The organism is Streptomyces sp. NPDC058985 (assembly GCF_042740985.1).
In the GTDB taxonomy this organism is placed as follows: Bacteria; Actinomycetota; Actinomycetes; order Streptomycetales; family Streptomycetaceae; genus Streptomyces.
Genome location: NZ_JBHYJX010000013.1, coordinates 1 through 12862, shown reverse-complemented (window position 1 = coordinate 12862; position 12862 = coordinate 1). Strand labels below are relative to the sequence as shown.

At 70.0% G+C, this 12862-nt stretch carries 12 protein-coding genes; 8 read left to right on the top strand and 4 right to left on the bottom strand.

Features of this window, described 5'->3' with window-relative positions; translation table 11 throughout:
* Nucleotides 1-51: 51 nt before the first annotated feature.
* From ACFW01_RS14395 to ACFW01_RS14385, 3 genes are all read left to right on the top strand, one after another.
* Nucleotides 52-486 (top strand): cupin domain-containing protein, encoded by a 435-nt coding sequence (locus tag ACFW01_RS14395; RefSeq protein ID WP_234958543.1) that lies wholly within the window; start codon nucleotides 52-54, stop codon nucleotides 484-486.
* Nucleotides 483-1340: an aldo/keto reductase gene (locus tag ACFW01_RS14390; protein WP_234958542.1), complete on the top strand. Its 858-nt coding sequence runs from the start codon at nucleotides 483-485 to the stop codon at nucleotides 1338-1340. The genes ACFW01_RS14395 and ACFW01_RS14390 overlap by 4 nt, the downstream gene beginning before the upstream one ends.
* Before the next feature lie 113 nt (nucleotides 1341-1453).
* A complete protein-coding gene (locus tag ACFW01_RS14385) occupies nucleotides 1454-2443 on the top strand; it encodes a zinc-binding dehydrogenase (RefSeq protein ID WP_234958541.1) in 990 nt (329 codons plus the stop codon).
* Between the two features lie 270 nt (nucleotides 2444-2713).
* Here ACFW01_RS14385 and ACFW01_RS14380 read toward each other — a convergent pair whose 3' ends face one another.
* A complete protein-coding gene (locus ACFW01_RS14380) occupies nucleotides 2714-3733 on the bottom strand; it encodes an aldo/keto reductase (protein ID WP_234958540.1) in 1020 nt (339 codons plus the stop codon).
* A 28-nt stretch (nucleotides 3734-3761) separates the two neighbouring features.
* Entirely contained in the window at nucleotides 3762-4652 is an 891-nt protein-coding gene (locus ACFW01_RS14375; protein ID WP_384503766.1) for a helix-turn-helix domain-containing protein, read from the bottom strand.
* Between the two features lie 276 nt (nucleotides 4653-4928).
* On the opposite strand from ACFW01_RS14375, the gene ACFW01_RS14370 reads away from it, so the two are divergent.
* The 3 genes from ACFW01_RS14370 (at nucleotide 4929) to ACFW01_RS14360 (ending at nucleotide 7188) form a co-directional block, all read left to right on the top strand.
* On the top strand, nucleotides 4929-5186 hold the full coding sequence (locus ACFW01_RS14370; protein WP_384503764.1) for a hypothetical protein: 258 nt from the start codon (nucleotides 4929-4931) through the stop codon (nucleotides 5184-5186).
* A 236-nt stretch (nucleotides 5187-5422) separates the two neighbouring features.
* Nucleotides 5423-6304, top strand: a complete 882-nt coding sequence (locus ACFW01_RS14365; RefSeq protein WP_384503762.1) for an MFS transporter — start codon at nucleotides 5423-5425, stop codon at nucleotides 6302-6304.
* A complete protein-coding gene (locus tag ACFW01_RS14360) occupies nucleotides 6304-7188 on the top strand; it encodes an aldo/keto reductase (protein ID WP_384503760.1) in 885 nt (294 codons plus the stop codon). The genes ACFW01_RS14365 and ACFW01_RS14360 overlap by 1 nt, the downstream gene beginning before the upstream one ends.
* A gap of 260 nt (nucleotides 7189-7448) precedes the next feature.
* Here ACFW01_RS14360 and ACFW01_RS14355 read toward each other — a convergent pair whose 3' ends face one another.
* Nucleotides 7449-8801 carry a class I SAM-dependent RNA methyltransferase gene (locus ACFW01_RS14355; protein ID WP_384503758.1) on the bottom strand — a complete coding sequence of 451 codons (1353 nt, stop codon included), beginning with the start codon at nucleotides 8799-8801 and terminating at the stop codon, nucleotides 7449-7451.
* A gap of 63 nt (nucleotides 8802-8864) precedes the next feature.
* Nucleotides 8865-10928, bottom strand: a complete 2064-nt coding sequence (locus tag ACFW01_RS14350) for an APC family permease (protein ID WP_234958517.1) — start codon at nucleotides 10926-10928, stop codon at nucleotides 8865-8867.
* A 517-nt stretch (nucleotides 10929-11445) separates the two neighbouring features.
* Here ACFW01_RS14350 and ACFW01_RS14345 point away from each other — a divergent pair.
* On the top strand, nucleotides 11446-12117 hold the full coding sequence (locus ACFW01_RS14345) for a TrkA family potassium uptake protein (protein WP_234958516.1): 672 nt from the start codon (nucleotides 11446-11448) through the stop codon (nucleotides 12115-12117).
* Entirely contained in the window at nucleotides 12117-12794 is a 678-nt protein-coding gene (locus ACFW01_RS14340) for a TrkA family potassium uptake protein (RefSeq protein ID WP_064730242.1), read from the top strand. The genes ACFW01_RS14345 and ACFW01_RS14340 overlap by 1 nt, the downstream gene beginning before the upstream one ends.
* Nucleotides 12795-12862: the final 68 nt, after the last annotated feature.

Below are 12862 nucleotides of genomic sequence, written 5' to 3'. Positions count from 1 at the left end.
GCTCTGAACGGCGCAGCCGGCAACCTCAAATGATCAAGGAGACACCCCCACATGTCCGACCACGGATTCCAGCAGATCTTCCCGCTCGGTGATACGAACGACGCCTACGCCGAGAACTTCATCGGGCAGAGCTACCTCGCTCCTTTGACCGGCGGGAGCGTCCCGGTCAGCAACGTGTCCTTCGAGCCGGGCTGCCGCAACAACTGGCACATCCACCACGGCACCGATGGCGGGGGCGATCAGATCCTGCTGTGTACGGCGGGCAGCGGCTGGTACCAGGCCGAGGGCCAGGAACCGATCAGCATGACCCCGGGCACCACCATCCGCGTCCCGGCGGGGACGAAGCACTGGCACGGCGCGAAGGCCGACTCGTGGTTCTCCCACCTCGCCTTCATCACGCCGGGAGAAGACGTCAGCAACGAGTGGCTGGAGCCGGTCACCGACGAGGTGTACGGCCGACTGCCGAAGAACGGAGAGAACGCATGAGCATCCTGAACGAGACCTACACCCTGGCAGGCGGCGTCGAGATCCCGAAGCTCGGCCTGGGCACCTGGTTCATCGAGGACGACAAGGCAGCCGACGCCGTCCGCTCGGCGATCGAGACCGACTACCGCAACATCGACACCGCACAGGCGTACGGCAACGAGCGCGGAGTCGGAGAAGGCGTCCGCACCTCCGGTGTGGCACGCGAGGACCTGTTCGTGTCCACGAAGCTGGCCGCGGAGATCAAGGAGTACGACGCGGCGACCGCGGCGATCGACGAATCGCTGGCGAAGCTGGACATCGGCTACATCGACCTGATGCTGATCCACGCCCCCCAGCCGTGGGACGACTTCCGCGGCGGTGACCACGCCGAGGGCAACCGCCAGGCGTGGCGCGCACTGGAGGACGCCCACAAGGCCGGCAAGATCCGCGCCATCGGCGTGTCGAACTTCCTCCAGTCCGACCTGGAGAACATCCTCACCCACGGGACGGTGGCACCGCACGTGAACCAGGTGCTCCTCCACGCCGGGAACACCCCGGAGGAGCTGCTGAGCTTCTGCGAAGAACGAAACATCCTCGTGCAGGCGTACTCGCCGATCGCCCACGGCCAGCTCCTCCACAGCCCCCAGATCAAGGAAATCGCCGAGAGCTACGCGGTGAGCGTCCCGCAGCTCTGCATCCGCTACACCCTGCAACTGGGCACCCAGCCGCTGCCGAAGACCGCGAACCCCGAGCACATGCGCTCCAACGCCGACGTCGACTTCGAGATCTCCGAGGCGGACATGGCCACCCTGCGCACTCTCGACGAGCGTGACTACGGCGAGCACGCCGCCTTCCCCGTCTACAGCGGCAAGTAGGTCAGCCCGCGCCCGGGCCGGCCGCAAGGCACAACATACTTGCGGCCGGCCCGGCACCATGCCCTGACACCGCCGTCACCACGGCGGTCCAGCCCACACCCACGGAGCACCACATGACGGACACGATGGAGGCATTGCTGCTCGGCCGCGGGCCCGAGTGGGTCCTGGACGACGTGCCGATCCCCACCCCCGGAGCAGGGGAAGTCCTCATCCGCAACCACGCCTCGGCGACCAACAACGCCGACCTGCCCATGCTCGCCGAAGCCGACCCCACCCACGGCGGAACCGGCAACCAGTCCATCGCCGGGTTCGAGTACGCCGGCGAGATCGCCGCAGTCGGCCCGGGCGCGGGCCGCTGGAAGGCCGGGGACCCGGTCATGGGAACCTTCCCCTCCGCGTTCGCCCAGTACCTGGTGGCCGATCACCGGTTCGTGCTGCCCCGCCCGACGACCCTGGCCCCGGATGTGGCGTGCGCGCTGCCGACCGCACTGCTCACCGAGTTCGGCGCCCTCTCCATCGCGGGCTTCCGGGCGGGACAGAGCGTCCTGAGCACGGGAGCGTCCACGAGTATCGGCATGATCGGCATCCAGATCGCCAAGACGCTCGGCGCATCGAAGATCATCGCCACCACCCGCAGTAAGGACAAGAAGGACCTGCTCACCAGCCTGGGAGCGGACACCGTGATCGTCACCGGCAGCGGCGAGGACTTGGCGGAGTCCGTGCTCGATGCGACCGACGGCAAGGGGGTGAACGTGGTGCTCGACCACGTCGCCGGCGATACCTTCGCCGCCTGCTTGCCCGCGACCGCCCTCGACGGACAGGTGGTGAACATCGGCCGCCTCGCCGGCCCCGCCACGACGATCGACCTCGACGCCCTGTCCTTCCGGCATCTCACCGTGCACGGCGTCTCCTTCGGGTTCTCCCGGGACTGGGAGACCGTCCCGATCCTGGAGGCGCTCAGCACCGAAGTGCTGCCGGCTGTCCAACGCGGTGACGTCACACCCGTCATCGATTCCACCCTCAGCGCCGAGCGATGCCGAGAAGCCGCCGCCCGGCTCCGCTCGGGAAACACGGTCGGCAAGGCGGTCTTCACCTTCGCGTGAGGTCCTGTGCCGGCCTGAACGGATGCCCTGACCCGACTGGAGCATTCACATTCCTTGGATCTGAGCTGCTACGCCGCCGCACCCGCGTCAACAGCCCGATGGCCTTGGCCGACGGAGGCGTCATTGCCAGGGCGCATGGTTTGTTCGAGAAAGCGGCTGTCTCTGGCGACGGTTTCAGAACAGCCGGCCGGGTCACGACACTGGCGCTTCTTCGGAGGGAACCTGGGCCTGGGAGGTAGACCGACTGGTGTCGGCCCGGTCTCCTCGTGGTCAGCGCCGCCGTTGGTCCGCTCGCAGCTCGAAGTCGCCGTAGCTGTTGTCGACCGGGTTGACGGTGACACCGGGGGCGACGATCTCGTCGATGGCGTCCAGCACGTCGGCGGACAGGGCGATGTCGGCCGCGGGCAGGAACGCCTCCAGCTGCTCCATGGTGCGCGGACCGATGATCGCCGAGGTGACGCCGGGGTGGTTGATGACGAAGGCGACGGCCAGCTCGATCAGGGTGAGGCCGGCCTTCTCCGCCAGGACCGCGAGCTGTTCTACGGCCTCCAACTTGCGCTGGTTGGAGGGGGTGTTCATGTCGAAGCGGGCCTGGGGACGGGCGGCCGAGGCCGGGCCCTCTGTGGCGTGCTTGCGGTAGCGGCCCGACAGCCAGCCGCCCGAGAGCGGGCTGTAGGTGAGCGTGCCCATGCCGTGCCGCCGAACCGTGGGCAGCACGTCCTCCTCGATGCCGCGGACCAGGAGGGAGTACGGCGGCTGCTCGGTGACGAACCGCTCCAGGTTCCGGTCACGCGAGGTCCACTGGGCCTCGACGATCTGCGAGCCGGAGTAGGAGGACGAACCGATGTAGCGGACCTTGCCCTGGCGTACGAGGTCGGTGAGGGCGCCGAGGGTCTCGGCGACGTCGGTGTCGGGGCTGGGCCGGTGGACCTGGTAGAGGTCGATGTGGTCGGTGGCCAGACGGCGCAGGGAGTTCTCGACCTCCCGGATGATCCAACGGCGGGAGCCACCCCGCTGGTTGGGGTCGTCCTGGTCCATCGGCATGAAGAACTTCGTCGCCAGGAACACGTCCTCGCGGCGGCCCTCGAGGGCCTTGCCGACGATCTCCTCCGAAACGCCGGCGGAGTACACGTCGGCGGTGTCGACGAAGTTGATGCCCGCGTCGAGGGCGCGGTGGATGATGCGGATCGAGTCGGCTTCGTCCTCGTTGCCCCAGGGGCCGAACATCATCGCGCCGAGGCAGAGCGGGCTGACGTGGACGCCGGTGCGGCCGAGCGGTCGGTACTGCATGAGGTGGGTTCTCCTTGATCGTGTGAGGTCACTCGGTGTCGGCGGGGACGACCGTGCCGGTGGTCGTCCAGCTGGCGAGCAGGTCCAGGGCCTGGCGTTCAGGGGAATCCGGCTCGGGTGTGTAGATGTTGAGGCGCAGGCCCGGGTCGGAGGGGAGGTCCAGCGCCTCGTAGGGCAGCGCGAGGTCACCGACGAGCGGGTGGTGGAAGTTCTTCACGCCCGAGCGGTGGAATTTGACGTCGTGCCGGGCCCACCTGCGGGCGAACTCGTTGCTGCGGGTCGTCAGCTCCCCGACCAGATCGGTGAGCGCTTTGTCATGCGGCGCCCGGCCGGTCTCGGTGCGCAGGAAGGCGACGGCGTCGTCGGCGCCCTTGTCCCAGTCGGCCCAGAAGTCCTGGGCCGCGGGATCCAGGAACAGGAAGCGGGCGCTGTTGACCGGACCGCGCTGCGCGAACAGCGGGGAGTCGAAGAGCGGCGCGTACAGCGCACGGCCGAGCGCGTTGGCGGCCACGACGTCGAAGCGGGCGTTGCGGACGAACGCCGGGACGTCGGTCATCGAGTCGAGCATGCGCAGGATCGTGGGCCGTACCCGCGAGGAGGTCACCGCCGGCCTCCTGCCGGCCGGGGTGGAGGCGCGGGCGAGGTCGTACAGGTGAGTACGTTCGGCCTCGTTCAGCTGCAGGGCGTGCGCGAGGGCCACCAGGACCGAGTCGGAGGCCCCGCTGAGGTTTCCGCGCTCCAGCCGGACGTAGTAGTCCACGCTCAAGCCCGCGAGCAGGGCGACCTCCTCGCGGCGCAGCCCCGCGACCCGGCGGTTGCCGCCGTAGACGGGCAGCCCCGCCTGCTCAGGGGTGATCCGGGCCCGCCGGGTGCTCAGGAACTCGCGCACCTCCCCGGCCACGCTCTTCTTGTCAGCCATGGTCGCTCTCCAGGCGGAGCGCCGTACGGCACGGAGCGGGACGGACAGTGGTCGCGGCGGACGGCAGTGGCACGGGGAAGCTCCTCGGATCGGCGTGAATCTTGTGCCGGCCTCTCCACCGTAGGACGGCCCTGGAGGGCCTGCGAGGTACTGCCAGTACCTGGAAGAGCAGTGACTCCCACCCGAGGGCCCACGCGATGTTCCCTGGAACAGGACCGAGGACCGGACACCGCGGGAGGGTCCCGACCTCGGCCTTTACCGATCCGAGGGAGCACCGTGCGCGCAGCACCCATGTACGAAGCAGGTGACGTCCGTGTCGAGGACATGGCCGATCCCACCCTGGAGGAGCCCACCGACGCCCTCGTCCGCATCACCACCGCCTGCGTGTGCGGCAGCGACCTGCACGGCTTCTGGGCCGTGAACGGTGTCGACGGCGGCCAGGGCGGGACAGCCCGTGTGCCGCTCGCCGGCGGAACCCGGGCCGAGCTGCCAGCCGGCGCCGACGACGCGCTGAAGGTGCTGGTCAGGCCGTGAACAGGCAGTCTGCGAGAAAGGTGAAGGCTGCCGCGGCCAGCGGAAGCGCGGCTGCCGCGGCGGCCGGCCGGCAGGTGATCGCTGCGGCGGATGACGAGGAGCTGACGATGGGGCCGGTGACGCCATGACCACCACCACCGCTCAGCGCAGGTCGGCGCCTGCGGCAAGGCGGCCGGGCATGCCCCCGGCCCACCCGACACTGATCCTCGCGATCATCTGCGTCAGCTTTTCTGAACGTGCCCGTCGGCGCCGTGATGATGGTCCTGGCCGTACGGTTCCTGCCCGAGACGGAACGGCGGGGCGGCCGTTTCGACGTGGCCGGGGCGCTGCTGGCGACCCTGGGTTCCACCGCCCTGGTCCTGGGCATCGTGGACGCGGCCGACTTCGGCTGGACGGCGCCGGCCGCCCTGCTGCCGCTGGCGGCGGGCGTGGTGGTGCTGGGCTCGTTCGTGGCGGTGGAGCGGCGGGCCGCCCAGCCGATCGTGCCGCTGCGGCTGTTCACCAGCCGGGAGCGTGGTGGTGCCGACGTCACCCGGATGCTGTACATGGGCGCGATGATGGGGTTCTTCTTCACTGCGCAGTTCGTGCAGAGCGTCTACCACTGGACGCCGTTGCAGGCGGGAATGGCGTTCCTGCCGATGACGCTGGTCAACTTCGCCCTTGCCGTCCAGGTGCCCCGCCTCCTGGAGCGGGCCGCACGGCCACTGGTCCTGGTGACGGGAGTCGCCCTGACCACCGTGGGCATGGCGTGGCTGAGCCGTCTCGGCCTGCACACCCCCTACCTGACCGGTATCGCTCTGCCGATGGTGCTCATCGGCGCCGGGCAGGGCCTGACGCTGGCGCCTCTGACCTCCAGCGGCGTCGACGGCGTCGCCGCCTTGGACGCGGGGGCCGCCTCCGGCCTGGTCAACACCGTGCACCAGATCGGCAGCGCGCTGGCCCTGAGCCTGCTGACGGCCGTCGCCGCCACCGTCTCCACCGGCCACACACCGGCCGACATCGCCGGCCGCTCCGCAGCGGCCCTGACCGGCTCGGCCGTCCTCCTGGCGCTGGCCGTCGCCACCGTCCTGACCCTCATCGCGCCCGCACGGGCACCCCACACCGAAAGGTCCCTGTGATGCAGACCCTCACCCTCAACAACGGCGTCGAGATGCCCGCCCTCGGACTCGGCGTCTTCCAGACCCCGCCCGACGAGACCATCGCCGCGGTGAAGGACGCCCTCGACCTCGGCTACCGCCACATCGACACCGCCGCCGCCTACGGAAACGAACGCGAGGTCGGCCAGGCCGTCCGCGACTCCGGCGTCCCGCGCGACGACGTCTTCGTCGAGACGAAGATCTGGATCAGCGACTACGGCTACGACGAGACGCTGCACGGCTTCGACAAGAGCGCCGCCAAACTCGGCCTCGACCGGATCGACCTGCTGATCCTGCACCAGGCCCTGCCGTCCGAGTTCGACAAGACCCTCGCCGCCTACCGCGCCCTGGAGAAGCTGCTGGCCGACGGCAAGGTCCGCGCGATCGGCGTCAGCAACTTCATGGTCGACCACCTCACCCGGCTGCTCGACGCCACCGATGTCGTACCGTCCGTCAACCAGCTGGAGATCCACCCCTACTTCCAGCAGCGCGCCGTCCTCGACTTCGACGACGCCCACGGCATCCTCAACCAGGCGTGGTCCCCCATCGGCGGCATCACCTTCTACCCGGGCTACGGCGAACACCGCCGGAGCGTCCTGGAAGACCCGGCCGTCACCGGCATCGCCGAGGCGCACGGCAAGAGCCCGGCCCAGGTGCTGCTGCGCTGGGGACTCCAGCAGGGCCGATCGGTCATCCCGAAGTCCACCAAGCGCCACCGCATCGCCGAAAACATCGACGTCTTCGACTTCGACCTCACCGCCGACGAACTCGCCGCCCTGGACGCCCTGGAGACCGGCCACCGCGGCGGCCCCGAGCCCGAGGCCGTCACCCTCGCCGACTTCGGCCGCGCCATCCCCGAAGCCTGACTTCCCACTTATGGTTCCCGGATCTGTCTCACGACGTGTCGGGGTTGATCAGTCTCACCGGGTAGACCTGGCTGGCGTCCCGCTCACCGCGGCAGGACACCACAACCACCGGCCTCCCTTGACTCCACTCGACCTGCCCAACCTTCACCTGACACCCCATCAGAACGAGCGTCAAATGAGCGTCGCGAGCGTCATTTCAGCGTCAAGATATCGCCCGTAACGCCCACACCGCACATCATGCGCACGGGCAAAACCGCAGGTCAGGAGCCCTTTGCGGCTGGTTCGAGGATGGCGACGCACTCCACATGATGCGTCATCGGAAACAAATCAAACACCCGCAGCATCCGCACCCGATACCCGCCATCCCGGAAGTACCCCAGGTCCCGGGCCAACGCAGCCGGATCGCACGCCACGTAGGCGATCCTCCGCGCCCCCAGTGACGCGAGGTGCTCCACCGTTTTCCTGCCCGCGCCCGCGCGCGGCGGGTCCAGGACGATGAGGTCGACCTCGTCGATGCCCGTCCGGGGCAGGACCGCCTCGACCTTGCCCTGCTCGATACGGACGCGGTCGAAGCCGGCGAGGTTGTGCCGGGCGTCCTCGACCGCGCGCTTGCCGGACTCGATGCCGAGGACCGCTCCCTGGTCGCCGACCCGGTCGGCGAGGGCGCCGGCGAAGAGGCCCACGCCGCAGTACAGGTCGAGGGCCATGTCGCCCTTGCGCGGGAGGAGGCCCTGCATGACCGCGGTCACCAGAGTGCCGGCCGCCTTCGGGTGGACCTGCCAGAAGCCGCCGCTGCCCACGCGGTAGGTGCGGTCGTCGGCGCGTTCGCGGACGAAGGGGCGGCCGTGGACGCGGTGGACGCCGCCGTCCTTCTCGCCGACCCGCATGACCGAGACCGGGCGGTCCAGTTCCACGATGGGGAGCCGCGCGCCCGGCCGCGGGGTCAGGATGACCTGGCGGTCCTGGGAGCCGGTCGCCGCGATCGCCTCGATCGACGCCATGCCGGGCCAGTCCCGGGCCTCGATGCCCAGCTCGCTGACGCCCTCCGCGGCGATCATGCAGTGGTCGACGGGCTCGACCTCGTGCGAGCGGTGTTTGCGCAGGCCCGCACGGCCCTCGGCGTCCACCGCGTACTGGACGCGCGTGCGCCACGCCGGGACCTGGCCGGCGGGCAGCTTGTCGCCCTCGGCGGGCATCACCGTGCCGTCCCAGCCGGCCTCCTCCGGGGTGAGGCCCGCCAGCCGCTTCAGCTGCTCGGCGACGACCTCGCCCTTCAGGCGGCGCTGGGCGCCCGGCTTGGCGTGCTGCCAGTCGCAGCCCCCGCAGCGGCCGGGGCCGGCGAAGGGGCAGGGGGCCTCGACGCGGTCCTTGGAGGCGTCCAGGATCTCGACGGCGTCCGCGCGCAGGAAGCGGGCGCCCTCCTCACCCTCCGTCACCCGGGCCACGACGCGCTCGCCGGGCAGCGTGTGCCGGACGAAGAGCACCTGTCCCTCGGACGTACGGGCGATGCAGTGGCCGCCGTGCGCGACGGGGCCGATCTCGACCTCGTACTCCTCGCCGACGAGCGAGACCGCTCCGGACTCCGCCTGCGATTTCTTCGGTTCTGCCTGCATGGCGGGGTGGCTCCAGAGAACGGGGGTGTGAGGGACGGCGGGAAGGGACCGCAGCCGTCCACTCTACTTCGACGGCGAGGAGTCCTTCGCCCGGTCGTGGTGGAGCGGACCGCGCCGGACCGCGCCGGGCGCGTTCCAGTCCTGCCGCTTGCGGGCCCGCTTCTTCGCGGCCTCGGAGGACTGGAGCTGGTACGGGACGGACGTGACCATGACGCCGGGGGTGAACAGGAGGCGGCCCTTGAGGCGCAGCGCGCTCTGGTTGTGCAGCAGGTGCTCGTACCAGTGGCCGACCACGTACTCGGGGATGATGACCGAGACCGCGTCGCGCGGGGACTCCTTGCGCAGGCTCTTGACGTACTCGATGACCGGCCGCGTGATCTCGCGGTAGGGGGAGTCCAGGACCTTCAGCGGTACGGCGATGCCGCGCCGTTCCCACTCGTCGCGCAGGGCCTTGGTCTCGGCCGGGTCGACGTTGACGCTCAGGGCCTCGAGGGTGTCGGAGCGCATCAGCTTGGCGTAGGCGAGCGCGCGCAGGGTGGGGCGGTGGATCTTGGAGATGAGCACCACCGAGTGGACCCGGGACGGGCGCACCATGTCGTCGCTCTGCGCCTCCTCCGGGTCCTCGGGGGCGGCGATCTCCTCGGAGACGCGGTCGTAGTGCTTGCGGATCGCCGTCATCGTGGCGAAGAAGATGCACATCCCGAGCAGGGCGACCCAGGCGCCGTGGGTGAACTTCGTGGCCAGTACGACGACCAGGACGAGCCCGGTGAAGAAGGCGCCGAAGGCGTTGATGGCCCGGGAGCGGATCATGCGGCGGCGCGCGGACTGGTCCTTCTCCACGGCCAGGTGGCGGTTCCAGTGCCGGACCATGCCGATCTGGCTGAGCGTGAAGGAGACGAAGACGCCGACGATGTAGAGCTGGATCAGGCGCGTGGAGTCGGCGCCGTAGACGAAGACGAGGAGTATGGCGGCGCCGGCCAGCAGGACGATGCCGTTGGAGAACGCCAGGCGGTCACCGCGCGTGTGCAGCTGGCGCGGCAGGTAGCGGTCCTGGGCGAGGATCGAGCCGAGCAGCGGGAAGCCGTTGTAGGCGGTGTTCGCGGCGAGGAAGAGGACCAGCGCGGTGGCCGCGGCCAGCACGATGAAGAGGAAGCTGCCCTCGCCGAAGACGGCCTCCGCGACCTGCGAGATCACCGGGTGCTGGACGTAGTCGGCGCCGACCGCGACACCGTTGTGGAAGAGGTCGGTGGCCGGGTTCTCCGACATGCGCACGTCCGTCGCGGACGCGAGCGCGATGATGCCGCAGAACATGGTGACGGCGAGCAGGCCCATCATCGCGAGGGTGTTCCCCGCGTTCCTCGACTTGGGCTTGCGGAAGGCCGGGACGCCGTTGGAGATCGCCTCCACACCGGTGAGCGCGGCACAGCCGGAGGAGAAGGCGCGCAGGAGGAGGAAGATCAGGGCGAAGCCGGCGAGCCCGCCGTGTTCCGGCTTGATCTCGTAGTCCGCCGTCGGCGCGCGCATGGTGTCGCCGAGCACCACGGCCCGGAACGCTCCCCACGCGATCATGATGAAGACACCGCCGACGAAGACGTACGTGGGGATCGCGAACAGCTTGCCCGACTCCTTGACGCCACGCAGGTTCATCAGGGTCAGCAGCAGGATCACGGCGATCGCGCAGAGGACCTTGTGCTCGACCACGAAGGGGACCGCGGAGCCGAGGTTCTCGATGCCGGAGGAGATCGAGACGGCGACGGTCAGGACGTAGTCGACCAGCAGGGCGCTGGCGACGGTCAGGCCCGCCTTGGGTCCCAGGTTGGTGTTGGCCACCTCGTAGTCGCCGCCGCCGCTCGGGTAGGCGTGCACGTTCTGCCGGTAGGAGGCGACGACCGTGAACATCAGGACGACGACCGCGACCGCGATCCAGGGGCTGAAGTGGTACGCCGACACGCCCGCGATGGACAGGACGAGCAGCACCTCGCCGGGCGCGTACGCCACCGAGGAGAGCGGGTCGGATGCGAAGACGGGGAGGGCGATGCGCTTCGGCAGGAGCGTTTCGCCCAGCCGGTCGCTGCGCAGTGCGCGCCCGATCAGGATCCGCTTGGGCACGTCGGTCAGTTTGGACACAACAGAGGATCGTAAGCGTTCGAACGGGCGCGCGCCCACCCGCCACCCCCGATCCACCCGCCGTCTGCTCTACGGGTGAATTCGACGGGTGGTCGGGCTGCGGGTTCCGCAGGTCGGGGGCCTGGCATGCCTATATGACGAACACCGCGCAAACACCGCCCGGTGCCCGGCCGTTGCCACCCTGGAGGTCTCATGCACCTGTCCGCGGAGCTGATCGGCGGCCTTCTCTCTCTCGCCGGCCTCGGAATCCTCACTTTTGCCAGCATCCGCAGCATCGGGCGCCGGGGGTCGTCGGTGGAGAGCTGAGGCGGGACGCCCGGCCCTCCGCGTCACTGGGCTCGGACCGTCGGCGGGGCGCCGGGGGCCACCCGGGCGGGGGCCGGACCCGCCGGACCGGCATGATGGTGCCCGGCGCCCCCGGACAGGGGCCGCACGTGTTGCCCGTCGAGCCGAAAGAGGAAAATGAGCGGGACGTACGCCTACGTCAGAGGGCTCGGAAGAAGAGTGGTGTAGAGCCGTGCACATTGTCATCATGGGCTGCGGGCGCGTGGGCTCCGCCCTCGCCCAGGCCCTGGAACAGCAGGGGCACACGGTCGCCGTGATCGACCGGGACCCCACCGCCTTCCGACGTCTCGGTTCCTCGTTCGGTGGCCGCCGGGTCACCGGCATCGGCTTCGACCAGGACACCCTGCGCGAGGCGGGCGTCGAGGACGCGGGCGCCTTCGCGGCCGTCTCCAGCGGCGACAACTCGAACATCATCGCCGCCCGCGTGGCGCGCGAGATGTTCGGCGTGGAGAATGTCGCCGCCCGCATCTACGACCCCCGCCGCGCCGAGGTCTACCAGCGCCTGGGCATCCCCACGGTGGCCACGGTCCGCTGGACGGCCGACCAGATGCTGCGCCGGCTGCTCCCCTCGGGCGCCGAGCCGCTGTGGCGCGACCCCACCGGCGGGGTCCAGCTCGCCGAGGTGCACACCTCACCGTCCTGGGTGGGCCACAAGATCAGCCGGCTCCAGGAGGAGACGGGTGTGCGGGTGGCCTTCCTCACCCGGCTGGGGGAGGCGATCCTGCCCTCCTCGCAGACCGTGTTGCAGGAGGGCGACCTGGTGCACGTGATGATGCGCACCGACGAGGTCGACAAGGTCGAGGCGGCGTTCGCCAAGGGGCCCGAAAAGGAGGGCGGTCACTGATGAGGGTCGCCATTGCCGGAGCCGGCGCGGTCGGCCGCTCGATCGCGGGCGAGCTGCTGGAGAACGGCCACGAGGTCCTGCTCATCGACAAGGCGCCGACCGCGATCTCGGTCGAGCGCGTCCCGATGGCGGAGTGGCTGCTCGCCGACGCGTGCGAGATCACGTCCCTGGACGAGGCGGCGCTCCAGCGCTGCAACGTCGTCATCGCCGCGACCGGCGACGACAAGGTCAACCTCGTCGTCTCGCTGCTGGCCAAGACGGAGTACGGCGTCCCGCGCGTCGTCGCCCGGGTCAACAACCCGAAGAACGAGTGGCTGTTCAACGAGTCCTGGGGCGTGGACGTCGCCGTCTCCACCCCGCGGCTGATGTCGGCCCTGGTGGAGGAGGCGGTGAGCGTCGGCGACCTGGTCCGGTTGCTGCGCTTCAGCCACGGCGACGCCAACCTGGTCGAGCTGACGCTGCCGGAGGAGTCGGCCCTCGCCGGGATCCAGGTCGGTGACGTCGAGTGGCCCGAGGACACCTCGCTGGTGACCATCATCCGCGGCACCCGGGTGCTGACCCCGTCGCGGGAGGACTCGCTGGAGGCGGGCGACGAGCTGCTGTTCGTCGCGGCGCAGGCCCGCGAGGAGCAGCTGGAGGACCTGTTGTCGGCGCGGCGCGGCGACCCGGCGCGCTGACGGCACGGCGGTACGACGGTGGGGGCGCCCGCGCCAGCGCGCGCGGCTCCCCCCGCGGGAACTTCTAA